Origin of the sequence: Fusibacter paucivorans (genome assembly GCF_018390735.1) — a bacterium.
Lineage (GTDB): Bacteria > Bacillota > Clostridia > Peptostreptococcales > Acidaminobacteraceae > Fusibacter > Fusibacter paucivorans.
The window spans coordinates 55532-82265 of sequence record NZ_JAHBCL010000021.1; the positions used below are offsets into that span (position 1 = coordinate 55532).

General features: G+C 42.5%; 22 protein-coding genes. 19 read left to right on the forward strand and 3 right to left on the reverse strand.

What is annotated here, in order from left to right; all coding sequences use genetic code 11:
- The first annotated feature begins 55 nt into the window (after positions 1-55).
- Both KHM83_RS12605 and KHM83_RS12610 read left to right on the forward strand, forming a co-directional pair.
- Positions 56-1105 carry a LacI family DNA-binding transcriptional regulator gene (locus KHM83_RS12605; protein WP_213237379.1) on the forward strand — a complete coding sequence of 350 codons (1050 nt, stop codon included), beginning with the start codon at positions 56-58 and terminating at the stop codon, positions 1103-1105.
- A 33-nt stretch (positions 1106-1138) separates the two neighbouring features.
- Positions 1139-2056: a ribokinase gene (locus KHM83_RS12610; RefSeq protein ID WP_213237380.1), complete on the forward strand. Its 918-nt coding sequence runs from the start codon at positions 1139-1141 to the stop codon at positions 2054-2056.
- Between the two features lie 53 nt (positions 2057-2109).
- Here the strand turns inward: KHM83_RS12610 and KHM83_RS12615 are convergent, their stop codons facing one another.
- Positions 2110-2802: a YkgJ family cysteine cluster protein gene (locus tag KHM83_RS12615; RefSeq protein WP_213237381.1), complete on the reverse strand. Its 693-nt coding sequence runs from the start codon at positions 2800-2802 to the stop codon at positions 2110-2112.
- A gap of 333 nt (positions 2803-3135) precedes the next feature.
- On the opposite strand from KHM83_RS12615, the gene KHM83_RS12620 reads away from it, so the two are divergent.
- From KHM83_RS12620 to KHM83_RS12645, 6 genes are all read left to right on the forward strand, one after another.
- Positions 3136-4161, forward strand: coding sequence for a LacI family DNA-binding transcriptional regulator (locus KHM83_RS12620; RefSeq protein ID WP_213237382.1), 1026 nt, complete (start codon positions 3136-3138; stop codon positions 4159-4161).
- A gap of 49 nt (positions 4162-4210) precedes the next feature.
- Positions 4211-5134, forward strand: a complete 924-nt coding sequence (locus tag KHM83_RS12625; RefSeq protein WP_213237383.1) for a dihydrodipicolinate synthase family protein — start codon at positions 4211-4213, stop codon at positions 5132-5134.
- 247 nt (positions 5135-5381) lie between these two features.
- Positions 5382-6386, forward strand: coding sequence for a TAXI family TRAP transporter solute-binding subunit (locus KHM83_RS12630; RefSeq protein ID WP_213237384.1), 1005 nt, complete (start codon positions 5382-5384; stop codon positions 6384-6386).
- The gene (locus KHM83_RS12635; RefSeq protein WP_213237385.1) at positions 6383-8278 is read left to right on the forward strand and encodes a TRAP transporter permease; all 1896 of its coding nucleotides are present in this window, start codon (positions 6383-6385) and stop codon (positions 8276-8278) included. The genes KHM83_RS12630 and KHM83_RS12635 overlap by 4 nt, the downstream gene beginning before the upstream one ends.
- A 209-nt stretch (positions 8279-8487) precedes the next feature.
- Complete coding sequence (locus KHM83_RS12640; RefSeq protein WP_213237386.1) at positions 8488-9945, forward strand: SLC13 family permease; 1458 nt, start codon at positions 8488-8490, stop codon at positions 9943-9945.
- A gap of 11 nt (positions 9946-9956) precedes the next feature.
- The gene (locus tag KHM83_RS12645; RefSeq protein ID WP_213237387.1) at positions 9957-11228 is read left to right on the forward strand and encodes an FAD-dependent oxidoreductase; all 1272 of its coding nucleotides are present in this window, start codon (positions 9957-9959) and stop codon (positions 11226-11228) included.
- A gap of 171 nt (positions 11229-11399) precedes the next feature.
- On the opposite strand, the gene KHM83_RS12650 is transcribed toward KHM83_RS12645, so the two are convergent.
- Both KHM83_RS12650 and ychF read right to left on the reverse strand, forming a co-directional pair.
- Positions 11400-12317, reverse strand: coding sequence for a LysR family transcriptional regulator (locus tag KHM83_RS12650; RefSeq protein WP_213237388.1), 918 nt, complete (start codon positions 12315-12317; stop codon positions 11400-11402).
- 427 nt (positions 12318-12744) lie between these two features.
- Positions 12745-13836, reverse strand: a complete 1092-nt coding sequence (gene ychF / locus KHM83_RS12655) for a redox-regulated ATPase YchF (RefSeq protein ID WP_213237389.1) — start codon at positions 13834-13836, stop codon at positions 12745-12747.
- 148 nt (positions 13837-13984) lie between these two features.
- On the opposite strand from ychF, the gene yfmF reads away from it, so the two are divergent.
- From yfmF to KHM83_RS12710, 11 genes are all read left to right on the forward strand, one after another.
- Positions 13985-15271 carry an EF-P 5-aminopentanol modification-associated protein YfmF gene (yfmF, locus tag KHM83_RS12660; protein ID WP_213237390.1) on the forward strand — a complete coding sequence of 429 codons (1287 nt, stop codon included), beginning with the start codon at positions 13985-13987 and terminating at the stop codon, positions 15269-15271.
- Positions 15255-16553: an EF-P 5-aminopentanol modification-associated protein YfmH gene (gene yfmH, locus KHM83_RS12665; protein WP_213237391.1), complete on the forward strand. Its 1299-nt coding sequence runs from the start codon at positions 15255-15257 to the stop codon at positions 16551-16553. The genes yfmF and yfmH overlap by 17 nt, the downstream gene beginning before the upstream one ends.
- A 24-nt stretch (positions 16554-16577) precedes the next feature.
- Entirely contained in the window at positions 16578-17336 is a 759-nt protein-coding gene (gene lgt / locus KHM83_RS12670; RefSeq protein WP_213237392.1) for a prolipoprotein diacylglyceryl transferase, read from the forward strand.
- Positions 17337-17545: 209 nt separating this feature from the next.
- A complete protein-coding gene (gene mraZ / locus KHM83_RS12675; protein ID WP_213237393.1) occupies positions 17546-17986 on the forward strand; it encodes a division/cell wall cluster transcriptional repressor MraZ in 441 nt (146 codons plus the stop codon).
- A gap of 75 nt (positions 17987-18061) precedes the next feature.
- Positions 18062-18997, forward strand: coding sequence for a 16S rRNA (cytosine(1402)-N(4))-methyltransferase RsmH (rsmH, locus tag KHM83_RS12680; protein ID WP_213237394.1), 936 nt, complete (start codon positions 18062-18064; stop codon positions 18995-18997).
- A gap of 18 nt (positions 18998-19015) precedes the next feature.
- Positions 19016-19543 carry a septum formation initiator family protein gene (locus tag KHM83_RS12685; protein ID WP_213237395.1) on the forward strand — a complete coding sequence of 176 codons (528 nt, stop codon included), beginning with the start codon at positions 19016-19018 and terminating at the stop codon, positions 19541-19543.
- Positions 19544-19743: 200 nt separating this feature from the next.
- Complete coding sequence (locus tag KHM83_RS12690) at positions 19744-21687, forward strand: penicillin-binding transpeptidase domain-containing protein (protein ID WP_213237396.1); 1944 nt, start codon at positions 19744-19746, stop codon at positions 21685-21687.
- 45 nt (positions 21688-21732) lie between these two features.
- Positions 21733-23199 carry a UDP-N-acetylmuramoyl-L-alanyl-D-glutamate--2,6-diaminopimelate ligase gene (locus KHM83_RS12695; protein ID WP_213237397.1) on the forward strand — a complete coding sequence of 489 codons (1467 nt, stop codon included), beginning with the start codon at positions 21733-21735 and terminating at the stop codon, positions 23197-23199.
- Positions 23200-23282: 83 nt separating this feature from the next.
- The gene (mraY, locus tag KHM83_RS12700) at positions 23283-24236 is read left to right on the forward strand and encodes a phospho-N-acetylmuramoyl-pentapeptide-transferase (protein ID WP_246543083.1); all 954 of its coding nucleotides are present in this window, start codon (positions 23283-23285) and stop codon (positions 24234-24236) included.
- 14 nt (positions 24237-24250) lie between these two features.
- The gene (murD, locus tag KHM83_RS12705) at positions 24251-25633 is read left to right on the forward strand and encodes a UDP-N-acetylmuramoyl-L-alanine--D-glutamate ligase (protein ID WP_213237398.1); all 1383 of its coding nucleotides are present in this window, start codon (positions 24251-24253) and stop codon (positions 25631-25633) included.
- Positions 25630-26733 carry an FtsW/RodA/SpoVE family cell cycle protein gene (locus KHM83_RS12710; protein WP_213237399.1) on the forward strand — a complete coding sequence of 368 codons (1104 nt, stop codon included), beginning with the start codon at positions 25630-25632 and terminating at the stop codon, positions 26731-26733. The genes murD and KHM83_RS12710 overlap by 4 nt, the downstream gene beginning before the upstream one ends.
- Position 26734: the final 1 nt, after the last annotated feature.

Sequence of the window (26734 nt, forward strand, 5' to 3'; positions counted from 1 at the left end):
TAAGTGTTAAACAGTATTGGAGAAAGTGAAAACTAGGGAGGTTTTGTAGCATACAATGAGGACGACGATTAAGGATATAGCAGAATACACAGGCTTTTCAGTAACGACGATATCCCTCGTTCTCAACGGTAAGGGTACGAAAATTCCTGAAAAGACGAAACAAATTATTTTCAAAGCCGTTGAAGATCTGGATTACAGACCGAATCAAATTGCTGTTGGACTCGTAAAAAAGCGTACGAATACGATTGGCCTGATTATATCTGATATTCGAAATGTTTTTTTCTCTAATTTGGCAAAGGGAATCGAAGATGAATGCCGTCGAAACGGCTGGAATCTCGTTCTGTGTAATACAAATGATATGCATGAGCGCGATATGGCTTATATACGCGTATTGGCGGATAAAGGCGTTGACGGCATTCTCTATGCCATGTCGATTGACAGCGATCACGAGAAGGCGATGGAAAGTTTAACACTTATGGACAGTATTAAAATACCTTATATTATGATTGACAGGACGTTTCGTCAGAAATGCTGCCATTACGTGGTAACCGATCACGAAGTGGGCGGTTATTTGGCGACAAAACATTTAACAGATTTGGGACATCGCAGGATCGCTTGTGTAACGGGGCCGCTGCACTTGGATGATTCAAAATTTAGACTGGATGGCTATCGCCGCGCACTTGAAGAAGCTTCAATACCATATGATCCCGCTTTGATCTACGAAGGTGATTATACGGTTGAAGGCGGCCGCGAGGGCATTAACAAGCTCTTGAGCGAAACCTTTACAGCAGTCTTTGCTTTCAATGATATGTCAGCGTATGGCGTCTATAATGTTTTAAAGGCAAATGGCTACAATATACCGGATGATATATCACTGGTTGGCTATGATAATATCTTTTTTTCGGAATTATTGGATACACCGCTTACGACCATTCATCAGCCAATCTATGAAGTGGGTATAGAGGCGACGAAACGCTTGATTGAAATGAATGAGAAAAAACCAATTGACAAACTCGAACGCGTGATAGAACCGTATTTAGTTGTCCGCAAGAGTACATCAGCAGTTAAATTAGAGAAGACGGAAGCGAATGAAAGTGTAAAATAAAACGCAATTTTTCATATATAAGGAGGCGGTTGGGTGGTTTCTGAAACGAACCGTGGAAAAAAACAAAAAGTACTCAATTTTGGATCGCTTAATATTGATTATGTTTACGATGTGGCACATATCAATCGAGAAGGCGAAACACAGCAGTCAAAGGCAAGACACGTTTACTGCGGCGGCAAGGGTCTAAACCAGTCACTGGCATTAAAAAAGGCAGGCGTTTCAGTGTATCAGGCAGGTGCCGTTGGTGCAGATGACAGTGAGATATTGATTTCACTGTTGGCTGATCATAAAATTGATACGACTTTTATCAGCCATAAGGCAATGGCGTCAGGGCATGCGATTATTCAACGCGATCTTGATGGGAAAAATAGTATTTTGCTCTATGGCGGCGCAAATATGCAAATTGATCATACTGAAATTGATACAACATTGGCAAATTTTGCACAAGGCGATTTGCTGATTCTGCAAAATGAAATTTCTGAGATGGCCTATTTAATGGCACAGGCATCAAAGCGGGGAATGGTGATTGTCTTTAATCCATCGCCTTTTGACAAAAGTGTGCTGGATTACCCACTGGATGCTGTCAATTATTTAATACTGAATGAACATGAAGCGGAAGCCATTTGTGATTTCGAAGGATCCTCTGAAGCACATGCTAAGGCATTGATAGACCGTTATCCAAAGACGAAAATCGTATTGACGATGGGTGAAAACGGCGTCTTGTACCAAGATGGAAACACGCGTCTGTTCGTGCCGGCATTAAAGGTCAAAGCAGTGGATACCACTGCGGCAGGGGATACCTTTACAGGTTACTTTATTGCGTCGCTGCTTCGCAATTTAGAAGTCCAGACGGCGCTTGAAATAGCTACACGCGCCAGTGCCATTGCCGTAACGCGGCCGGGTGCGGCGCCGTCAATTCCAGAAGCATCTGAAGTCTTTTCAAATGAATAACTTCCGGCAAAAGGTTAAACTTCTCTTTTTAAACATATAAAAATCGACTGGGTTTATAAAATACCCAGTCGATTTTTTATTGTCGGCAATGTTTCGTAAAATTGTTTATAAAATGCCCGATGCGCTTCTACATCACTCATTTGCTGCAAAGGCAGCTGAATACTGTAAAACCCGTTGATAAAATCATCATTAAAAATACGAACTGCGTCTGCTTCTCTAATGAACTTCATGCGAAACGCAATGGCGCCTAAAAGGCGATGCCATTCGAGCAGAAAAGCTTTATTTTCAGGATAAGAATCAATGCCGATCCATTTTTTAATTTTCACTTTTTCTAGTTTTGACTTGACACAGGCATTTTGTTGTAAGATATACTTGAAATCATCCTCATCATAAACCCTGCCAAGCGGGAAGAGTCTGCAAATATTAGGGCGATAGTTGTGAATGCTGCAGCGGCCCTCCATATTAAGAAATGAGCAAGCTGCATTGCCATCATGCATTTTCAGATAGGGAAGATTAAGTTTCCCGATGCGATGGATAGCGATATGATCTGATGTGAGCGCTGCAAATGACTGCTGCGTTGCTCGCATCATTTCATAAGTATCATACGGCGTAAGCGAAACGAGATCGCCGACGTCGACGCAACAGGCGTGACACTCCAAACAGCCGCCTGTATCCGCTTTGACGACATCGGTGTAATCATATAACTTGCCGTCGGATATTTCTGTTAAAGATTTAATTGTTTTCATAGGCCCTCGGTTAAAAGCGTTATCATGTATTGGGTAGAAGCAATGGGTAGAAGCATGAAAAATCCGTATGGTTATTGGCTTCCCATAACGTCTTTAAGTTAATAAGACTGCTTTATTATAATACAGAATAATCATAATGGCACGGATAAAATGATGATCGTTAAAATTCGTATCAAAAAGATATATTTGAGGAAATTGTCAGAAAGCTATTGACAAGAAAAGCAAAAACAGATTAGAATAGTCATAGTAAACGTTTACTATATGATATTTCAACACAGTAAACGTTTACTTATTATAAAATTACATAATTCATTAAAGAAGAGTGGGGACGCGATGAAAAAGGCTACCATCAAAGATGTTGCAAAAATGGCAAATGTCTCAGTTGCAACAGTATCAAGAGTATTGAATAAAGTGGATTATCCGGTCAGTGATGCTGTCAAAAAAAAAGTTGAGGATGCTATTGAAGAGCTTGAATATACGCCGAGCAAATCAGCACAATCACTGAAATCCAATAAAAGTCAGCTTATAGGACTAATCGTTCGCGATATAGCAGATCCGTATTTTTCGGCGATTGCAAAAGGCGTCACAGAATCAGCGATTGCATATGGCTATCTGGCTTTAGTCTGCAACTCAAAACGCGATATGGAAAATGAGCTTAAATACTATGATGTTCTGATGCAGCATAATGTGGCGGGAATCGTCATTGCTGGCGCAGGATATCGGGATGAGGCTTTTCAACAGGCGCAAGAAATTCGGGTTAAGCGTGCACGGGAACTTGGGATTCCAATTATCGCTTTGGCACCCCAAAACGTGGCGATGACGACGATATCAGTCGACAATCATTACGTGGGACAATTGCTTGGCAATTATCTTGTGGAGAATGGTCATCATCATATTGCTTATGTCGGCGGGAATGCTGAGATTATTGTCGATCAACAAAGGCTAGACGGCTTTTTAAGTGCCATGAGAACTGCGGGGATACAGCAAGATACAACGCTTATTACTCATGGTGATTTTACATGGGAAGCAGGTTATAAGGCGATGGAAAATTTTAGCGACAGATTACATGAGATAACGGCGATCTGTTGCGCCAACGATAATATTGCCATTGGCGTTTTGCGCTATTTGAAGGAAAACAATTTAATAATTCCTGAAAATATAAGTCTCGTCAGCGTAGGTGATATTATTATTACAGAATATACGACACCTAAACTTTCAACGGTAAAAATTCCTTTTTATGAGCTTGGGGAAAAGAGTGTAGAAATTATTTGTGATCCAAATGTACAGTCAGATGAATTGCCTCATTATGAAGCAAAACTCATCAAGCGAAATTCAGTTGCTAGGCGCTGTAAGCTATAGAGCATTAAGCTTACACCCTTTCAATAAAACAATTATAGGAGATGAGACAATGAAAAAAGTATCATGGGAAAATATTTTTCCAGCCATTTCTATTCCGCTGAACGAGGATTTCAGTATCAATGAACAAGAATTAAGAAAGTATGTAGCGTGGTTAGCAGATTTTGAAGGCATTGACGGCCTAGTCTGCAATGGGCATACCGGTGAAATAACATCTTTCAACAGAGAAGAGCGAAAACGCATTGTTGAAATTGTTGCAGACGAAGTTGGTGACAGAGTGATGATTATCTCCGGTGTATGTGCAGAGGGAACATTGGAAGCTATCGATCATGCACGTGATGCACAAGACGCGGGTGCTGATGGGATATTGTTAATGCCGCCGCATATTTGGCTGAGATTTGGTATGAAACAGAGCTCTGCAGTGACATTTTTTAAAAAAGTTGCAGATGCCATTGATATTGGTATTATTATTCACCTTTACCCATATTCAACAAAGGCATTCTATCCGGTTGAGACAGTGCTCGAAATCAGTAAAATCGAAAACGTTAAAGCACTTAAAATTGGTACAAGGCAAATGGCAGTTTACGAAAGAGATATTCGCATACTGAGAGAACAAGCACCTGAACTGAAAATTTTAACCTGTCATGATGAATACCTGCTGTCATCAATGTATGTTGGCGTCGACGGCGCGTTGATTGGGTTTGGAAACTGTATCCCTGAGCTCATTACAGAAGCATGGCAAGCAGTTAAAGCAAATGATTTCGTAAAAACACGCGAGCTGCAGGAAAAAATATTCCCGATGGCTGAGGCGATTTACGGGATCGGACAGCCATCGGGAGAAGCGCATGCCCGAATGAAAGAAGTCATCCACCAAAGAGGCTTTTTCACGACGGGATTAATGCGCGAGCCAGTCATGCCGCTTGATCAAGACGAAGTTAAAAAAGTAAAATACGCCTTGACAAAAGCAGGACTTTAAATCATCATAACACAGGTAAAAAGTATTGCACAATACGTCTTGGCAAATATACGGGGTATTTGCCAAGACTTTTGCATCAAAATTGCCGATTGACCAAGTGTGCCCAAGAAAATTGCAGCTGATTGAGGTGTTTGCCTTTATGAGTGTGTACATTGCTAAAGCAGACAATGGCAGTTGAGCATTCTATATGTTGGCTGATCGGGCAACGCGGAAAATATATGAACGCGAAACGGTTTGGAGGGATACGATGAAAAAGCAAAATATCACAGCGTTGATGCTGGTTACAGTTTTAATCCTTGCACTGGTGGGGTGCGGATCACAGCCTGAAACAACGGGCGCCAGCGATAAAAATTCAGAGGGAACGGCTGAAAAAAGTCAGTTTTATGCAGTGGGAACTGCTGGAACCGGCGGCGCTTACTATCCAATAGGCATTGCAATTGCAGATGTTTTAACCAACAGTTTAGAGATACAATCAACGGCGAAAGTAACTGGGGGCGCGCCGGAAAACAATGTCCTCGTCAATGAAAACACAGTACAGATTGCCATTACACAAGGCCCGATGGCGTATGCAGCGGTCAATGGCGAAGCGCCATACACAGAAAAAATGGATAATATCGCAACACTTTTTACAGGCTTATCCAAAGGTGTATTGCATATTGTCGTCATGAATGATTCAAATATTCAAACATTTGCCGATTTGAAAGGTAAAACCATTGCCATGGGACCAGCCGGAGGAGGTGCCATCAATGTGGCATCTGACATTTTTAAAGTTTACGGATTTGGACTGGAAGATATTAATGCCACATACTTGGCTTATTCTGAAGGTGTAGATGCCTTAAAAGACGGGAATGTTGATGCTGCTGTTATTCAATCTGCTGCACCGGCCTCGGCAGTTACACAACTCGCAGCAACTACAACAGATTTTAAAATTCTCAGTATTGAAGACGATAAAATGGCCGAAATTTTAAGCGCGTACCCATATTATTCGGAAATTGAAATCGACAAAAGCATGTATGATATTTCCGAAAGCGCCAAAACCATTTATTTATCCAATATGGTTGTCGTCAGCAAGAGTCTTTCCGATGACGAAGTTTACGAGATTACGAAGGCAATTTTTGAATCAGTTGACAAAATCAAACAATCGCATCCATCGGCAGCAGGGCTGACACTTGAAGATGCTGTAACAAGGGTGCCAATACCACTGCATGCAGGTGCAGAACGTTACTTTAAAGAAAGGGGCGTTCTTAATTGAGTGACAAAAAGCTGACACTGCGCGTGTGCTTTGTTTACATTTTAAAAAGTCTTTTGACAATGACTTCGCTAATCTATTTGTACACTGCTGGTTTCGGCGTCTTTTCAGCGATGACGCACCGTGCGCTGCTCATAACACTGCTGTTGCCCGTCGCATTTTTTATTAAGGGTAAAGGCGATAATCTACAGATTGAAGGCGGCACGCTGTCGCTCGTTTGGCGCAGTTTACTGGCGGTATTGCTGGCTGTATCCGGTATTTATATTATGGTTGTCTGGAAGAGCCGCGTTATGAAAATTGGCGCAACACCTGATATGGATATTATTATGGGCGGTATTATGATTTTAACGCTGTTAGAGCTAACGCGACGACGTGTTGGCAAATTTATTACATTGACAGCTGTGTTGTTTTTACTCTATACGCGTTTTGGCCCTTACTTTCCAAGTGTTTTAGCACATAGCGGTGAATCGTGGCGCCGAATTATTGAGTTCTTGTACATGACGACTGAGGGGATCTTCGGCATTCCCTTAGGAATTGCATCAACATTTATTATTGTCTTCGTCATTTTTGGCGCTTTTTTAAGTGCCTATGATGTAGGGCAGTGGTTTATTGATGTTGCATTTAGCTTAACCGGTAAATACCGTGGAGGTCCGGCGAAAACAGCTATTGCTGCAAGCGGCCTAATGGGGATGATTTCAGGTTCTTCAGCTGCTAATGTGGCGACAACGGGAACCTTTACCATTCCACTCATGAAACGGACGGGATACATGCCGCATTATGCTGCATCTATAGAAGCTGTTGCTTCAACTGCTGGATTGTTTACGCCGCCGATTATGGGGGCAGGTGCTTTTATCATGGCAGAATACCTGAATGTGCCTTATAAGACCATTGCAATGGCAGCTGTATTTCCTGCAACACTATTTTACCTTTCGCTTTTCTTAACGGTGGATTCACGTGCTAAGAAAATGGGAATTAAAGGACTCTCTGAAAATGAAATTCCAAATTTTAAAAAGATTTTTACAGAGAAGTATTATTTAAGTATTCCGGTAATTTTTATGATTACGTTTATCATGATGGGCTGGAGCCCCATGAAGACTGCATTCGGTGCGCTGATGCTCACAGTTGTCATTCACATGATCCGCGTTAAATTCAAAATTTCGATAGCGTACTTTGTGGAAACACTTCAAAACGGTGCGATACAGGCAATTCCGATTATTATTTCATGTGCAGCTGCCGGGATTATTGTCGGGACGATTTCCATGACAGGCCTTGGCGCTAAACTCTCTTATACGCTAATTGATATTTCCAACGGCAATTTAGCGATAGCGGGCGTCGTAATTGCATTAATTACATTGGTGCTCGGATGTGCCATGCCACCAACGGCTGTTTACATCATCTTGGCCTCTATTCTTGTTCCGCCAATGGTTGATATGGGCGTGACAAAGCTTGCGGCACATTTATTCATCTTTATGTATGCATCGCTGGGAGCGTTGACACCGCCTGTGGCAATTACCGCATATACAGCGGCTGCCATTGCAGAGAGTGAGCCCAATAAGACAGGCTTTACAGCTTTTCGCTTAGGATTGGCGGCATACCTGATGCCGTTTAAATTTCTCTTTAATGCGAGCCTGTTGATGGTTGGACCGATTAGCGGAATCGTTTTGAGTATTTTTGAGATGATTTTAATCATCGTGGCATTGGTTGTCGTAACAGAGGGGTATTTTATCTTTGTTTGGACAAAAACGATGCGCGTCATCATGGGGATGGCGGCAATGATGCTGATTACAGCATATCCAATCTTGCAGTTGGCAGGTGCTGTCATTGTTATCATTTGTTTTACATGGCAGTATATTCGTCATCGTGTTAAAGCAAAAACAGAAAGCTTATCGGTATAATTGCGATATTAAAAGAACGAATTCAAACGCCATGTCAAAAGGATATAAGCCTTGAGACATGGCGTTTTGTACATCGAGGGTTATTATTCCAAATCGTCATAATAAGTTGAAAATATGAATTGAAGCTTTTTTTGCGATTATTTATACTTTAATTACGATATCGTTTTAGGGGGCGTCCCGGAAAGCTTAGTTTGAAGGGAGATTGCATAATGGAAAAATTAGATAAGCAAATGCAAAAGAAGTTTTTGAACACATTGATCGGCTTGTGCTTGATGTTCCTGTTCAAATATTTGCCAACGCCGGAAAATTTGCCGCAAGTGGGTATGCAGCTTATTGGCATTACAGTAGGCGCTTTGTATTTGTGGACGACTGTCAGTATCGGTTGGCCTAGCTTTGCATGTATCTTTGCCATTGCGACAACGGGTGTTATGAACTACAGTACGGCGATTTCGAGTTCGATTGGTCATTGGATTATACTTTTTCTGATTTGTTGTTATTTGGTCAGTCATGCATTGATTAAAACTGGGGTTGCACATCGGATTGCAGTATGGTTTGTGACGAGACCGATTGCGCGAAAAAGTCCATGGCTTTTTGTCATGATGCTCGATTTGAGTGTACTGGTACTGACGATGTTTTTATCAGGCATCACAACACTGGCAATCAGTTTGCCAATTGCGGAATCAATTTTAACGGAATTAGGGTATGATAAGAATAAGAAAGAACTATTTCCGCAGCTGCTTATTTTGAGTGTGGCATTCTGTGCGTGTATCGGTCAGGGAATGACGCCGGTAGGTCACTCGACAGTGCTGCTGGGTTTCTCGATCTTAAAATCATTAACGGGTCTGGATATTAGCTTTGCTGCTTATATGGCGTTTGGCATACCAGTCGGTATATTGACATTTGGCGCAATGATTTTATTTTTCAAATTTATTGTAAAACCTGATATGACGCGCTTCGACATTTTAAAGACCAATAAAATGAATTTCGATATGCATGCGATTACCATACAAGAGAAAATTGCAATTGGTACTTATGGTGTTGTTTTTGTTGCATGGGTTTTGCCAAGTTTTATCAAAAATAGCATGCCTGGCGTTGCCGGCTTTTTAACGGGAATGGGAACAGTTGGGCCGATTTTGCTTGCTGTCATTGTACTTTCTATTATTCATATTGATCATAAGCCGATTCTCAATATAAAAGAAGGGTTTAAAGAGAGTGTTGGATGGGAAGGCTTGTTCTTAGTAGGTGCTGTGCTGGCATTGAGTAAAGCACTGGCAATGGAAGAAGTGGGGATTGTTCCTTTCTTTACGCAGCTTGGACAACCAGTTTTAGCAAACTTGTCAACCTTTGTCTTTATCATCATTGTGATTACGACTGCTGCGGTTCTGACGAATTTGATTTCCAATAATATTACCATAGCGGTTTTAACGAATATAGCAATTGCACTGTCGGCGACATTAGGTGTCAGTCCTGTTTTATTAACAGTTCTCATTGCTTCTATTTCAAATTATGCATTTGCAACACCGGCAGCAACGCTGCAAATGACCATTGCGATGGGCAGCGGCTGGATTGAACCGGGAAAAATGTTTAAAATGGGTGTTGTGACGATGTTTATTGCGATTATTATCATGATCGTTGTGGGGATGCCAATCTTACAATTATTTTATTAGGAGCTGAAAACATGAAGAAATTCAACGCACAGGTATTAATTGTAGGCGGTGGTGTTGCGGGAACAACGGCCGCAATTGCAGCAGCTCGAACAAATGCCAGTGTCATGCTGATTGAAAGTCAATACGCACTCGGGGGTATTGCAACCAACGGTATGCTGTGTAATATGTTTGGAACACATTTGCAGGGGAAGCCATTTTTAGGCGGTATTCCGAATGAAATTGCTGAATCGCTTATTACGTCGGGAAACGGAGAACTTTTCAGTAAAGTGCCGCTGTCATCCGGACCGAATGTGGTCGTCGATCGCGTTGATTATAATCCGGAAGCATTTAAGATATTACTGGATGAGATGGTCAGCAGGCATGAGATTGATGTCTGGTTGGGACATACTGTAACAGCTGTGCATCAAATGAATGATAAGGTTTTAGCAGTCTTTGGCACTGCAACAGAAGTCTATGAAGTTGAAGCGGATATGGTGATTGATGCGACAGGGAATGCAAATGTTTTTAAAATGATGGCCATTGACATTCACAGAGACGAAAAAGTACAGCCTGTTTCACTGATGTTCCGATTATGCGACATTGATAAAGCCGTGGTAAGGAATTTGACTTCTGATACGATTCAAGCTGTTATTCGTCAGGGGCTTGAAGCTAAAATTCTACCTGCTCGCGTTCTAGGGATTGCAAAGATACCGAACAGTTCGCAAATTGGTGTCAATGCAACCAGAGGTGTTGATATTCATCATAATGATACAAAAGCGCTTTCGCAGGCAATGATTGACATGCGACGACAAATCTCTGAGATCGTACCATTTTTAAAAGCAAATCTCAAAGGCTTTTCTGATGCGTCATTATCCGGTGTTGCTGCGGTTGTTGGCGTTAGAGACGCAGATCGTTTGATAGGACAGTATGAGATTAAAGATGAGGATCTGATGAAGGGTGTGAAGTTCGAGGATGCGGTATGTACCTGCTGCTATCCGGTGGATATCCATATCGCCGAAAATGGTGGTTCGATTTTAAAGAACATCGGTGGCGATGGCTATTATACAATACCTTATCGCAGTATGGTCACAGAGGCTGCACCGCGGGTCATTGCGGCAGGGCGCTGTATTGCCTCACAGAGGGCGGCGTTTGCATCACTGAGGATTGTCGGGACGTCCATGGCCATTGGTCAAGCTGCGGGAACCGCTGCTGCGATGGCTGCTGTGAGTCATACAGATGCGTTGACGCTTTCAGTGAAGCAGCTACAACAGAAACTCGTCGAGCATGGACTGCGCATTCGATGATAGAGATGGTATATCTGATGTTATTGACTGCGTAGTATAAAAAGAAAGCACGATTGAGTTAAATAGGAAGAATACACGATTAAGTTAAAAAAATGAAAGACTGAACCGATTGCGGGTTCAGTCTTTTGTATTTTTTGGCAATTATTTATGAACCTTTTACACTAAATGATGTCAATGGTCGCCGGTACTGCTTTGTAAAAATTGATAAAGCTGCGTGGCGTACTCCGGCTTTCGCCTTTCGTTGCGAATCAACACCTGCGTGTCGCGAATCAATGGTCTTTCAAAAGGCACGAGTATGACGCCGGAAGCATCTGCCGCTACTTTTTTTGAGAGGATGGCAACGCCGACATTTCGTGCAACCAATGTGAGCGCGTCTCTGGCAGAGCTGCTGGTCATTGCAATTTTAGGTGTAATGTTTTCTGCTGCAAAAAGATTGTTGAGTGCGTTATGATAGACATCCATACGCTTGTCCAACATGATGAGCTTGACATGTGCAATATCATCATAAGTGACTAATTTTTGGGATGCCAAAGGATGGTCGGGGTGTACAATCAGGTAGTAAGGATCTTTTGAAATAGAGGCAGAGAGAAAGCGGCTGTCACTCTTAAAGCAGTGCAAATCGTCTGTGCATTCACATGAATACATGCTTGAGACAATGGCGATGTCAAGGTGCTTGCTAAGAAGCCCTTCCACGAGAGGTGTCGTTGTGCCGTCAATGAGCTCGATATTGACATCAGGATATATCATTTTAAACTCAGCGATTTTATTGACAATACTTTCGCTTTTGCTGAAACCAATGGAGCCAATAGTAAGCTTTTTATCTAATTCTGAAGAAGACGCTGATAAATTAGAGAGCAATTGCAAATAATCTTCAAAGAGTGTTTCGGCTCCTTCTATGAAAATTTGCCCCATGGCCGTCAAGCTAATTGGATGTGTCGATCGGTCAAAGAGTGAAAAACCAATTTCTTTTTCCAAGTTTGCAATTTTCTTTGAAACCGTAGACTGATTCATCATTAATTCGTATGATGCTTCAGAAAAATTGAGATGTTTTGCAACCGATAAAGCACACTCGATCTGCTGCATATCCATAAGAACCTCCCACTGCAGTTCTGGCAAAGCCAATTCAAAATAATCGGATTAACCTTTTATAACCCGCTTCTATTATACTATACATTTTTTCTGCATTACACCCTAGAGTGATTTGTCGAATGGGTGTAATGCGTCAATGATTCAAAATTTGATAGGCTTCCGGATTGACTTATGTTAAGTCGTTGGACCCTTTTGCTGACGTCGGCAAAATGGTCCAACTTGGGGCGGTGTTTTGCGAGAAATTGATGACTTTATGCTGTCGCGTTATGCATGCTACTTGATTGTTCAAAATGGTGACAATCATAAGATTAGAAAAAAAGGACAATCACGACATCCGAAACAGAATAATACGAATTAAAGAACCCACTAAACTGTTAAAAACACAGAATAGTGGGTTTGGTTATGTCTTAAATATGGGTGGTTCTGTTTACACGTTAAATCTAAAATGCACCACATCGCCATCCTGAACGATGTATTCTTTGCCCTCAAGACGGAGTTTTCCGGCTTCTTTAGCAGCGGTCATATTTTTCAGCGTGTTGAGATCGTCAAAGGCGATGACTTCTGCGCGAATAAAGCCGCGTTCGATGTCAGAGTGAATTTTACCTGCGGCCTGAGGTGCTTTTGTTCCCTTGCGAATGGTCCATGCCCTGACTTCCTGTGGGCCTGCTGTAAGGAAACTAATGAGGTCGAGCAGGTGATAACAAGAACGCACGAGTTTATCGAGGCCAGACTCATTTAAGCCAAGCTCTTCGAGGAAAGCCGTACGGTCTTCATCGTCTAGCTCAGCGATTTCCTGTTCAATTTTACCGCAGATGACCACAACTTCTGCATTTTCAGTTTCTGCAAAAGCACGAACTTCTTTGACATACGCATTGTCTTCACCGGAAATGATATCTTCTTCGGAGACGTTGGCACAGTAGATAATTGGTTTATAGGACAATAAATTTAGCGATTTGACAAATGTTTCTTCATCTTCCGTAAGAGTCATGGTACGTGCTGAAAGGCCTTCGTCCAGAACTTTTTTGACGCGTTCTAAAAGTGCTAATTCACCGGCAACGGTTTTATCGCCTTTCAACTGCTTTTGTGTTTTTTGAATACGTCTGTCAATCATTTCAGCATCGGAGAGGATTAGTTCGTAGTTAATGGTTTCAATATCGCTGCTCGGTCCGATTTTGCCGTCGACGTGGACGACATTTTCATCTTCAAAGCAGCGTACGACATGGATGATCGACGCGACTTCACGAATATGGCTTAAAAATTGATTGCCGAGGCCTTCGCCTTTGGAAGCGCCTCTCACGAGTCCTGCGATATCATAGAATTCAATAGAAGTTGGTACGAGTTTCTTTGAATCGTACATATCTCTGAGGATCGTAAGGCGTTCATCCGGAACGGCGACGACACCGACGTTGGGTTCGATGGTACAGAACGGATAATTTGCGCTTTCGGCGCCCGCTTTGGTAATGGCATTAAAAAGCGTGCTCTTACCGACGTTCGGCAAGCCGACGATACCTAATTTCATATTTATTTTCCTTCCTGAAGTTTATTTGAAGCGCTGTATGGCGCATTTCTTCACATCATTAAATTATAAACCATTAACAAGCGAATGTAAATAATATATAATAATAGGGCGCCCCTATTTAAAAGGAGGCAATAGGAAGAGGTCAAATATGCAGAATTTAACCGTATTGGACATTCAGCCGGGGATTAAACTCCACGTCTTGAATGCAACCAAGTTTAAGTCCGTACTGGTCGGCATTTATATCAGACGTCCGCTCAGGGCTTCTGAAGTTTCACTAAACGCATTACTCAGCCGCGTTATCGACAGGGCGACAACGAAGTATCCCGGTCTTACCGATATTAATCAAGCACTTGAAATGCTCTATGGCGGCGTACTGGTAACCGATGTGCACAAGTACGGCGAAAAGCAGATGATACAAATAAAAATGACAGTTGCTGACGGGCGGCGAATTGATGATGAAACGGTTTTGCCGCAAGCATTTGAATTGCTCAATGAGATATTGAATGCGCCCAAATGCGTTGACGGGGGCTTTGATCCGGAGATCTTTGAAACGGCAAAAGCGGGACTCGCGTCTGAAATTGAAGCACGCAAAGAGGACAAAACCATGTGGACGTTGAGCAAGTGTCTGGAAACCATGTGTGCAGATGAACCGTATGCGCTTCATGAGTACGGTACACTGGCAGGACTTGATGCCATTACACCCAAACAGCTTTTTGAGCATTACCAAAATGTTTTAAAATCATCGGAAATGGATATCGTCGTACTCGGTGATGTTGAGGCTGATGATATTGTGACATTGATTCAGGATAAGCTTCATTTTGAGCGCGGCGTTCTTGAAAAGATATCAAAAGAAAAAATAATTGTGCCCGTTGAAGCGGTTAAAACATTGAAGGGGACTTTGGATGTAAAACAAGCCAGATTAATGCTTGGCTACCGCATGAATATTCCCTATGATGATCCGGCGTATTTGGCGGGTTTTATTGGCACATTGATTTTAGGATACGGCGGGAGTTCGCGGCTCTTTAAGGAAGTAAGAGAGAAAGCAAGTCTCTGCTACAGTACCTTTGCGAGGGCTGAACGCTATAAAGCCATCATGTTCGTTTATGCGGGCATCGATGCTAAAAATTACGATCAGGCATTGGCACTGATTCTAGAAGAAGTAAAGAAGTTAAAAGAAGGTCAAATTGAGACGGAAGATATCGAAATCGCGACAAAGGCTTTTGTCTCATCACTTGAATCCGTTTCAGATTTTCCGAATTCTTACATTAATTATTACTTTAATCAGTATCTGTCCGGCGGTGAATTGGAAGTAGAAGCCTATATTGATAAAATTAATGCAGTGACAAAAATGGAAATTGTCGAAGCGCTTAATCGCTTTGAACTTGATACCATTGTCTTTTTAAGTAAGGAGCAACTGAATGACAAAAACCAATAACCATTACAATCGCTTTTTAGGTGAGACGGTACATCGACAGACACTTGATTCGGGATTGACGGTCTATGTCATTCCGAAACGTGGTTTTACGAAAAAATACGCCTTTTTTGCAACGCGATACGGCGGCATGTCCAACCACTTTGAATTATCAAATGGTGAGCACGTTGATATGCCGCTGGGGATTGCCCATTTTCTCGAACACCAGATCTTTGAAGATCAGGAGGAAAGTACTTTTGTCAAATTCGAGAAAATCGGCGCTAATGTCAACGCCTACACTTCCAATGCTTCAACCGTTTACTATTTTGATACAGTACACGAATTTGAAAAGGGTTTGGGCTATTTAATGTCACTGGTTCAAAATACCAGTATCAATGAAAAGACCGTTGAGAAGGAAAAGGGCATCATTATACAAGAAATCAATATGTACAAGGATGAACTGGATTGGGCGCTCGCGATGAATCTCTACCGTTCGCTCTACAATGAACATCCAATTATTTATGATATTGCAGGAACAGAAGAATCTGTCAGCAGCATTACAGCAGAGCAGATCCTGAAATGTTATGAGTACTTTTATACGCCGAATAACATGTCGGTCTTTATCTATGGCGATGTGAATCCGGAAGCGATGTTTACGCTGGTCGATTCGTTGCAGACCGAATCTTTTAAAGCAAAACGTGAAGCGCCTCAGCTGATGATTCCCAATGAACCAAAGCACATTAACGAACGCCGAATTGAAATTTCAGGTGATGTACCAAAAGATCGTTTTCAAATTGGCTTCAAGGCAGATCCAACAAAGTTTGAGGGCGAGTTGGAGCGCCATTCGGCAGCAATCAGAACGGCAAATGATATTATGTTTGGCAGAAGTTCAAAACTCTATGAGCGCGCCATGCAAAAAGGCCTCATTACCGATGGATTTGACGTCGAGAGTCAGTTTGGCTTTGGTTATGCCTATGCGGCAATTGGTGCGGAGTCAAAAGATATTGATGCGCTAAGTGCACTCATTCTGGAAACCATTGAGGATGCTGTAAAAAACGGCATTGACCAAGAGGCATTTAATCGTATGAAGCGTAAGTTGGTTGGGCGACTGCTGATATCATTTAATGCGTTGCAGTCACTGGCAAGTAATTATACCTATCATATAATGAAGGGAACAGATCTTTTCAGATATGTCAACTGGCTCCAGGAAATGACCTATGATGAGATGATGACGACAGTTCGTGTGTTTTATCAGTCTGAGCACTCTGCAATGTCTATTATTCGAAAGCAACACGAAGACAATTAAGGAAATTGATGTAAGGAGTCTATCATGAATCGGTATGCATTTGAAATTTTTGGCTTTGGTGTCGCTTGGTACGGCATTATTATTGCCAGTGCCATGCTGCTTGGCACTTTTATACTCACAAAAGTCGGCAAGCGGTATGGTTATGATGAAAATGATCTCATAGATCTTGTACTGGTGATACTCCCCAGCGCGATTATTGGCGCAAGAGCGTATTACGTTATCTTTGAATGGTCGTATTACAGTCAGCATCCAAGCCAAATTTTGGCGACGCGAAGCGGTGGGCTGGCGATTCACGGCGGTGTGATCGGCGGGTTGATTGCAGGCTATATCATGTGCAAGATCAAGCGCTTCGATTTTGGTGAAATCGCTGATTTCTTTTCAATGCCGCTGATTTTGGGACAAGCGATAGGCCGATGGGGCAATTTTATCAATCAAGAGGCGCATGGCGGTCCGACGAATTTGCCATGGGGTATTATGGTTGACGGTGTTAAAGTGCACCCGACTTTTCTTTATGAATCGCTATGGGATTTTGGTATTTTTATTTTCCTGATGCTGACGTTTAAGAACCGAAAGGTGAAGGGAACGCATTTTGTAAAATACGTGATACTCTATTCCATTGGCAGATTTTTTATCGAGGGGTTGCGGACGGATAGCTTGATGATCGGTCCGTTTCGAACGGCACAAGTCATCAGCCTCGTTGGCATTCTACTCGGTGCCGGGCTGCTCTTTTATTTAAATCGAAAAGAGCATTCGAAAAATAGTCAAAAAGACCCAGAAAAATAAAGGCTATATCTTGGGGTAACACCAAACAAAAACAGACGATATAGTGCCTTGGCATTAAATTAAATTAAAAACAGTATTTTTAAGCGATTCAAGCGATTTTGAGTCGCTTTTTTTATTGCATTTAGATTAAAAAAATATTAAAATATTAGTAGTTAGTGGTATAAAGTGTAGTGAAGTGGGATAAAAGGACATATATTTGAGGGAACCTAATGGATTTTTTCGGTGAATACAAACATGCAATTGATGTTAAAAACAGAGTGAGTATCCCGGCAAAATTCCGTGAAAAATTAGGGGATGTCTTTTATGTGACGAAAGGATTTGACCAGTGCCTTTTTGTTTTTACGAAAGAGGGTTGGGAAGCCTTTGTAGCAGAATTATCTGCTTTGCCGCTTTCCAATAAAAAGGCGCGTGCAATGACAAGAGCTTTTTTTGCCGGTGCATCTGAGAGTACACTGGATAAGCAAGGCCGTGTTTTGATCCCTCAAAACCTTAAAGAACATGCAAATTTAGATAGAGACGTTTACATCAACGGTGCAGGTGCCCGCATCGAAATTTGGGATGCTGAGGCATGGGCTGTCTATACAGACGATATGACGTCAGATATGGATGACCTCGCAGAAGAAATGGAAAAACTGGGCATAAGCTTTTAATGGCATATGCGTGAATAGATAAAGCATGAAAGTTAACGGCTTTACAGTATAAAGCCTATGAGAACAGGAGGCGAGATGGCGTTTCATCATGTGACGGTGCTGCTCAAAGAGACAATCGAAGGATTAAATATTAAACCAAACGGCATCTATGTAGACGGGACGCTTGGCGGTGGCGGTCATTCATTTCAAGTGCTTCAGCGGCTAACGGATGATGGTTTGCTCATTGGTATTGATCAGGATCAGGATGCATTAAATGCAGCGGGCAAACGGCTCGGCATCTTTGAAAATAGGTTTAAACCAGTGCATGCCAATTTTTCAGAAATTACAAGTGTGTTAAAAACACTTGGTATTGAGAAAATAGACGGCATGATGATGGATCTTGGCGTTTCATCTTACCAGCTCGACGAGGCAGAACGCGGTTTTTCGTATATGAATGACGGCAAACTGGATATGCGTATGAATCGAAACGACACGCTATCTGCACACGATGTCGTCAATGATTATGAAGAACGTGAGTTGTTTCGCATTATCAAAGAGTATGGCGAAGAGAAATGGGCGAGCAGAATTGCGAAGTTTATTGTAGAAGCACGGTCATCGAACCCCATTGAAACCACTTTTGAACTCGTTGATATTATCAAAGCAGCTATTCCGGCAAAGGCGAGGGCGGAAGGGCCACATCCGGCTAAGCGCACGTTTCAGGCAATTCGCATTGAGGTCAATGATGAACTCAAAATTATTGAAAATACGGTTAACGATGCTGTTGAAGCGTTAAATCCCGGTGGGCGATTGTGTATGATCACTTTTCATTCATTAGAGGACCGAATCGTAAAGAACGCTTATAGACAATTGGCGCAAGGATGCACTTGTCCACCGGAACTGCCGGTTTGCGTATGCGGCGGTGAACCAAAGGTTAAGCTTATTACGCGCAAACCCATCGCACCATCTGAAGAAGAAACTGAAAAGAATCCTCGTGCAAGGAGTGCAAAACTGAGGATTTGTGAAAAGAAATAAACCAGGGAGGGGCAGTACATGCTGGCGAGTCGTGAAGTTTTACATGAGGAAGAGATTATGGCGTTTAATAAAGATCAATCTGCAAAGATTGTCGCCATTCGAAAAAAGCGCTTGGAGCGTGAAAATGCCAAGCACATAATGCGTGAAAGACTGAAAACGACCTTGATAACAGTTGTATTGCTTGCGGTGTTTTCAAGTATGTTCGCGGTGCTCATCTATAAAAACTCACTGGTGAATGAAAAAAAATATGAAATTTTTACGATGAAGACTGAGATCAAATCACTCAATACACAAATAGAGGAACTACAAACCGCTGTTGAAAATTCCACGGATATCAAAACGGTTGAAAAAATGGCAAAAGAACAGCTAAATATGCAATATCCAACGAGCAATCAGTATGTCTACATTGATGCGACAGCGATGTTTGCAGTATCGGAAACGACGCTGGTAGCATTGGCGGAACGAGATAATCCCAAAGCTGTTGAATTGATTCAAAAGGAAAGTAAAATGAACGATATGATCGCGGCACTGTTCAGAACAAATTAACGACACTATTAAACGTCTGCATTGCAGGCGTTTTTGCGTGATGAAGCCAATTTTTTAAGCAAAGAACATAAGCAAAAAACAGCGATTGCAAAGGCATCTATTTGATGCGATTGCCAGGCATTTTGCGATTGGTGGAAAAAGATAACGCTTTTTGAAAATATCCGCTATAATGAGATAGAGCATTTTTTATGGAGGCTGCTATGCATCAGATACGAATTCGCATCATGACCTTTTTCATTATCATTGCCGTTATGATGGCGGCATTGGTGGGAAGACTCTACTATATACAGATCTACAGCCATGAGGAATTAGCGGCAATGGCAAAAGAACAGCAGGATAAAAATATTCCCATCCCGGCAAAACGCGGCAATATCTTGGATCGCAACGGGGACAAAATTGCTTTTAGTGTTAAGACTTATACGGTTTGGGCAAGAACCTCGGAAATAACGGAAACTTATGAGACGGCGAGACTCATCGGCGAGGCACTATCTTTGGATGTCAATGCTATCAATACGAAGATGACCAGTGCAACGACGGACTTTGTAAAAGTTGCATCCGATTTATCAAAGAGCGAAGGCGATATGATTAAGCAAAAGGGGATTAGGGGGATATCAATCACGGAAGATACCAAGCGCGTTTATCCTTATGATAATCTTGCCTCTCATATTATTGGCAATGTCAATACCAATTTAGATGGATTTACCGGACTTGAATATGTGTTTAACGACACGTTGAAAGGTAAGGCGGGTGCCTATTTTGTTACAACGGATGTGCATGGCAGACAGCTCGCCTATGGTGAGGATCAGGTGACGCAGCCGGAAGACGGTAAAACAATTGAACTGACCATTGACGATACTATTCAATATTTTGTTGAATCGCGTTTGGACGAAGCGATGGCGGTACATCAAGCAGATTCTGCCTCGGCAATTGTCATGGACCCTAAGACAGGTGAGATTCTGGCGATGGCTTCAAAGCCGGATTTCAATTTAAACGATCCCAGAGCAGTAGGGAGTGATATGGCACCTGAGGTATGGGCGACAATGGATAACGAAGCAAAAGCCGCGTATTACAGCGGTATCTGGAAAAACATCACCATTAGCAATGTTTATGAACCGGGATCTGTTTTTAAAGCGATTACGGCATCCATTGCACTTGAAGAGAACCTTGTAAGTCTAAATGAAAAATTTTACTGTTCCGGGTCCAAAGATGTTGCAGGCGTGACATTGAAATGCTGGGTATATCCTTATCAGCATGGTGAAGAAACGTTTCTCGAAGCGCTTGAAAACTCTTGTAACCCTGTGTTTATGACGATTATTGATCGTATTGGCGCGTCACTTTATTATCAATACCTTGATAAATTTGGTTTGCTCGCAAAGACTGGTGTCGCACTGCCATCAGAAGTGAATTCGATTACTTATAAAGAAGAAGATGTGCATCCCGTAGAATTGGCGACAATGGCCTATGGTCACGGGAATGCTTATACAATGATGCAGGTTATCAGAGCGCTTTCAGCTGTTGTCAACGGCGGTAATCTCATGGAACCACATATTGTCAAAGCTGTTTTGGACGATGATGGCAATGTTGTTGAAGCGATAGAACCGGTTGCGGTCAACCGCGTTATTTCTGAGGAAACATCGGCGACTATGCGCATGATGCTAGAAAGTGTTGTTGCCAACGGAACGGGAAGCAATGCCTATATTGAAGGTATTCGAATTGGCGGCAAAACCGGATCCAGCAGAAAGTTTGAAGACGGTTCCTACCAAGAAAACAAGGTGTTCGCTTCATTTATGGGTGTGGCGCCAATTAACGATCCGCAGTTCATTGTGCTCGTCGTCGTAGATGAACCAAAAGATCAGTTCGGCGGCGGCAGCGTCGCAGCGCCGATTGTGAAAAGTATTTTCGAAGATATTTTAAGATATAAAAACATTTTGCCAGAAGCTACCAGTGATGAAAAAATCACAGTTCCAGATTTTTACGGTATGACCTATGAGGATGCTGTTGCAAAACTGGATAAGATGAAAGTTAATCATGCGAGTGATCCGCTGGTTGTAGAGGATACATCACTCACCGTTACAGGACAATTTCCGGCGGCAGATACCGTTGTCAGCAAGAATGCTGTCATTATCCTATCCGTTGGTGAGTAATGGTGTTTTGAAAGTGCTCAATAAGGCACAGGGAGGAACAAACAGATGAAGCTGAACGATTTGATGTCCAATATTTCCTATCATCACATTGATGGCGACGGGGATTGCATTATTAACGCCATGACCCATGATTCGAGAAAAGTGGAGAAGGGGGGCGCCTTTATTGCTATAAAAGGCTATACAGTGGATGGTCACGATTATATTGAACAGGCAATTGAAGGTGGCGCAGGTGTTGTTTTTTATAATGCGGCAATTGAGGTGCCATTGACTAGCGGTGTTACTTATGTGGCACTTGAAAATACCGAACAGCAACTGCCGGACATCGCGAGTAAATTTTATCAAAATCCTTCAGAACGTATGACGATGATAGGTGTAACGGGGACAAATGGTAAAACATCGATTGCGCTGATGTTGGAATCGATGCTCAAAGCGTTAAAAGAACGAACTGCGGTGATCGGTACCATAGAAAATCATATACTCGATGCAGTTTATCCCACACAGAATACAACGCCGGATGCATTAACGCTGAATGCTTTTTTGGCAAAGGCGGCAGATGCGGAAGTCTCGCAATGCCTGATGGAAGTTAGTTCACATGCATTAAAACTAGATCGTGTGAGACATGTGCAATATGACTATGCAATCTTCACAAATTTAACAGAAGATCATCTGGATTTTCATCCGGATTTTGAAGATTATTTTAACACGAAATCATTACTCTTTCAGCGAGCGCAAAAAGGTGTTATGATAAATCTTGAAGATTCTTACGGCAGACGGCTTGTCGACGAAGGTCGTTTTTCGGTGCCGCTATTGACATACGGTTTACATGATGACGCGGATATTTATGCTGAAGATGTGGTATACAGCGCACGCGGCACGTCGTGCCGCATCGTCACGCCAAAAGGCGTGATCGACAGCTTTATCGCCATTCCAGGCGATATTTACGTGCTCAACACACTGGCTTGTGTTTCGACGCTCTATGCCATGGGCTGCGAGCTTGATGCAATCGAGCTGGCAATCACGGCGATTAAGCCCGTGCGCGGACGTCTCGAGACAATTGAGGTGCCAAAAGAACATACGGTTATTGTCGATTTTGCACATACGCCGGATGCGCTTGAAAATGTACTCAATGTTGTGCGAAAATTCACCGATGGCAAAATGATCACGGTCTTTGGATGCGGTGGTGACAGAGACCGCAAGAAGCGGCCTATCATGGGTGAGATTGCTTATAGACTTTCTGACACCATCGTCGTTACCAGCGATAATCCGCGAACAGAAGTGCCGGAGGCCATTATTAATGATATTATGGCAGGCATTCCCGGAACATTAGCTGAAGGCAAAATAATGCACCGTATTGTTGATCGCAGAAAGGCCATTGCAAAGGCACTTGCCATTGCATGTCCCGGTGATACAGTTGTCATTGCGGGTAAAGGTCATGAAACCTACCAGATTATTGGCCGTGTTCGCCATCACTTTGACGATGCAGAAGAAGTCCGCAAATACTATGACGCATAGAGCTGCGTGTTAAAAGCATCGAAAAAATAAAATGAAGTTGCGGTATGCAGTAAGAATTACTAATGATATAGGGAGTCGATGATATGTCTATTACTTGGATTATGGCAGCGGTTTACTTTGCTTTGGCGCTTGGCGCGAGCATATTCTTAGGACCGGTTGTCATTCCGCAGCTTAGAAAACTGAAATTTGGACAGGCTATTCGTGAAGAAGGGCCTCAATCACATATGAGTAAACAGGGAACACCTACCATGGGAGGGTTCATCTTTTTAACTGCCTTTCTCTTTGTTATGGCCGTCTTTTTTATGAATCAGCTCGAAGTCGTTTTTGTCATGCTGTCGTTAGTGCTCTTTGGCGGCATTGGCTTTTTAGACGATTATATTAAGGTTATTCGAAAACACAATTTAGGCTTGAAATCAAAGCAGAAACTTGGCTTGCAGCTTTTGGCATCTATTATTTTAACAATTTTTGCCTCACAGTTTGGCACTGACACACATTTGCCGTTTCATTTAGGGAACTATGATCTGGGCATATGGTTTTTCCCGCTGGTCGTCTTTATTTTCTTAGCGGTTGACAATGCGGTTAACCTCACAGATGGTCTTGATGGCTTGGCGACAAGTGTTACAGTTGTCGTTATTTTCTTCTATGCCGTTGTTGCAGCAGTTAAGGGCGAAACGGCGCTGATGTGGAGTGCATTTGCATTTGCAGGTGCCTTGATTGGTTATCTTAAATTTAACTGGCATCCGGCCAAAGTTTTTATGGGAGACACGGGATCGTTGGCACTTGGCGGCGTTGTAGCAGCCTATGCGATTGCACTGAAAATTCCTTTTTTCATACCGATTGTCGGGCTTATATACGTTATTGAAAATTTATCGGTGATTATTCAAGTACTGTATTATAAAAAAACAAAGAAACGCTTTTTCAAAATGGCGCCGATTCACCATCACTTCGAATTATCTGGGTGGCGAGAAGTGAAAATTGTGTTGACTTTTGCAGCGGTTACGGCTGTAGCAGGTGTTGTTTCACTGCTTGTACTGTAGTTTTGGAGGCAATCATGAATGCAAATATGAAACAATTTGAACAAAAGCATATTTTAATTGTTGGGATGGCGAAGTCAGGGATTGCCGCAGCAAGCGTTTTAAAAAAACTTCAAGCACGTGTGACCATTACAGATTTAAAAACGAGTGAAAAACTAGGGGCGCTCGTCGATGAAGCGGCACCGTTTGCTGATGACTTTATATTGGGCAGTATGCCGGAAGATATTGATGCTTATGATCTTATTGTCATGAGCCCGGGTGTACCGATGGCTATTGCATTGGTACAGAAGGCGAAGGAAAATCACGTTGAAGTTATCGGTGAAATAGAATTGGCGTATCGCTTGTGTAAAGGTTCTTTTATCGGTATTACCGGCACCAATGGGAAGACGACGACGACTGCACTTACCGGTGAGATTTTTGAGGCGGCACATCGGGATCATTTTGTCGTTGGGAACATTGGGTTGCCCGCAGTATCAAAGGCGCTTGCGGCAACAGCCGATACGCTGATGGTTACTGAACTCAGCAGCTTCCAGCTCGAATCCATTCATACATTTAAACCACATATTGCAGCGGTTATTAATATTACGCCGGACCATCTCAATCGACATAAGACAATGGCAAACTACATTGCAGCAAAGGCACGTATTTTTGAGAATCAGTCCAGTGAAGATTTTGCAGTGCTCAATGCTGATGATCCATTGGTTTCAGCACTGGCACAGCAAATAAAAGCTAAAGTTGTCTATTTCAGCCTTGATCGCGTACTGGAGGAGGGCGTTTTTATTGAAGATGATGCCTTTATCATCTCGATTGACGGTATTAGAACTAAGATTGCAGATGTTTCTGATCTCATGATTCCGGGACGACATAATCGGCAAAATGCTTTAGTCGCGATGGCAATTGCCTTTTTATCAGGCATTGCGCCCGAGGCGATGCGTGAAACATTAAAAACATTTAAGGGTGTTGAACATCGTATCGCGTATGTTTCAACAGTAAATGACCGTGTTTTTTACAATGATTCAAAAGGGACAAACCCTGATTCGACACTCTGTGCCATTGCGGCGATGACGCGGCCTACCGTAATGATCGCGGGCGGTATGGATAAAGGCAGTTCTTTTGAACTGCTGGCTGAGGCCTTGCCGGAACGTATCAAAGCACTCGTTTTGCTTGGCGAAACGCGAGAAAAGATAACGGCTGCGGCTGAGCGCGCTGGTTTTGATAACTGTTATCTGGTTGAGAATATGGAAGCAGCCGTTGAGAAGGCCTATGAGCTATCAGCCCCCGGTGATGCAATACTGCTTTCACCTGCTTGTGCAAGTTGGGATATGTATCCGAATTTCGAGGCGCGCGGTCTTCACTTTAAAGCCTGTGTGAAATCAATTGAAATCAGGTGGTTAACATGACGTCAAAAAAGATGGATTATACTTTGTTTATCGTGACGATGATCCTAGTAGCATTCGGTCTTCTCATGGTTTTTAATTCAAGCTATTATTACGCCATTGAAATGGGCGAAGACAAAATGTTTTTTTTCAATTCGGAACTCAAATGGAGTATCGTAGGGTTAGTTGCCATGTTTATCGCCTCCGTTTTTAATTATAAGAACTATAAGCCGCTGGCTATTCCAATGTTTGCAGTGAATATCGCTCTGCTCGTATGGGTACTTTTAAAAGGTGTTACCCGGAACCACGCACAACGATGGATTGCAATTGGTACACAATCATTTCAACCGGTGGAATTCACAAAAATAGCAGTCATTTTGTTGGTTGCCTTTTTACTGGAAAAAAATTATCAAAAAATTAATCAACCCAAAATTCTTGGAATTTATCTGGCCATCGCCGGCAGCAATGCTTATTTTATCATGAAGCAGCCCAATATGAGTTCTGCTATGATTATCGTCGGCATTGTTGCGATCATGCTCTTTGTCGCGGGACTTAGATGGCTGTATGTCTTTAGTGTCGGCACACTGGGAAGCGCTTTGGCTTTCTTCTTTGTCAAATCGGCTGATTACAGATATGAGCGCTGGGTTGCCTTTCTGCATCCCTTTGAAGCAAAAGGCGATACGGCATGGCAGATTATCCAATCGCTGTACGCCCTTGGGACTGGCGGACTCTTTGGCGTTGGTCTCGGCATGAGCACACAGAATAAACTCTATATCCCACAGCCTCAAAATGATTTTATTCTTGCAACGGTTGGGGAAGAGTTCGGCTTCGTTGGAACCGTTATTCTATTAGCGCTTTTTTTGATTTTAATCTATCGATGTATTAAAATAGCTATAAATGCACCAGATCCTTTTTCGATGTTTGTTGCATCGGGGATTACTGGCATGCTGTCGCTGCAAATCGTTATGAATTACGCAGTGGCAACCTCGTCAATGCCTGTTACCGGTGTTTCGCTGCCGTTTATCAGCTATGGCGGTACGAGTATTATGACACTGATGGGATGCATTGGCATTATGCTGAATATTTCGAAATACTGCGGGGAACGCACATCAAAAGGAGATTAGT

Coding starts and splice junctions, on each gene's coding strand:
- KHM83_RS12605 (WP_213237379.1), top strand. CDS start 56: ATGAGGACGACGATTAAGGATATAGCAGAATACACAGGCTTTTCAGTA.
- KHM83_RS12615 (WP_213237381.1), bottom strand. CDS start 2,802: ATGAAAACAATTAAATCTTTAACAGAAATATCCGACGGCAAGTTATAT.
- KHM83_RS12620 (WP_213237382.1), top strand. CDS start 3,136: ATGAAAAAGGCTACCATCAAAGATGTTGCAAAAATGGCAAATGTCTCA.
- KHM83_RS12625 (WP_213237383.1), top strand. CDS start 4,211: ATGAAAAAAGTATCATGGGAAAATATTTTTCCAGCCATTTCTATTCCG.
- KHM83_RS12630 (WP_213237384.1), top strand. CDS start 5,382: ATGAAAAAGCAAAATATCACAGCGTTGATGCTGGTTACAGTTTTAATC.
- KHM83_RS12640 (WP_213237386.1), top strand. CDS start 8,488: ATGGAAAAATTAGATAAGCAAATGCAAAAGAAGTTTTTGAACACATTG.
- KHM83_RS12645 (WP_213237387.1), top strand. CDS start 9,957: ATGAAGAAATTCAACGCACAGGTATTAATTGTAGGCGGTGGTGTTGCG.
- KHM83_RS12650 (WP_213237388.1), bottom strand. CDS start 12,317: ATGGATATGCAGCAGATCGAGTGTGCTTTATCGGTTGCAAAACATCTC.
- ychF (WP_213237389.1), bottom strand. CDS start 13,836: ATGAAATTAGGTATCGTCGGCTTGCCGAACGTCGGTAAGAGCACGCTT.
- yfmF (WP_213237390.1), top strand. CDS start 13,985: ATGCAGAATTTAACCGTATTGGACATTCAGCCGGGGATTAAACTCCAC.
- yfmH (WP_213237391.1), top strand. CDS start 15,255: ATGACAAAAACCAATAACCATTACAATCGCTTTTTAGGTGAGACGGTA.
- lgt (WP_213237392.1), top strand. CDS start 16,578: ATGAATCGGTATGCATTTGAAATTTTTGGCTTTGGTGTCGCTTGGTAC.
- mraZ (WP_213237393.1), top strand. CDS start 17,546: ATGGATTTTTTCGGTGAATACAAACATGCAATTGATGTTAAAAACAGA.
- rsmH (WP_213237394.1), top strand. CDS start 18,062: ATGGCGTTTCATCATGTGACGGTGCTGCTCAAAGAGACAATCGAAGGA.
- KHM83_RS12685 (WP_213237395.1), top strand. CDS start 19,016: ATGCTGGCGAGTCGTGAAGTTTTACATGAGGAAGAGATTATGGCGTTT.
- KHM83_RS12690 (WP_213237396.1), top strand. CDS start 19,744: ATGCATCAGATACGAATTCGCATCATGACCTTTTTCATTATCATTGCC.
- KHM83_RS12695 (WP_213237397.1), top strand. CDS start 21,733: ATGAAGCTGAACGATTTGATGTCCAATATTTCCTATCATCACATTGAT.
- mraY (WP_246543083.1), top strand. CDS start 23,283: ATGTCTATTACTTGGATTATGGCAGCGGTTTACTTTGCTTTGGCGCTT.
- murD (WP_213237398.1), top strand. CDS start 24,251: ATGAATGCAAATATGAAACAATTTGAACAAAAGCATATTTTAATTGTT.
- KHM83_RS12710 (WP_213237399.1), top strand. CDS start 25,630: ATGACGTCAAAAAAGATGGATTATACTTTGTTTATCGTGACGATGATC.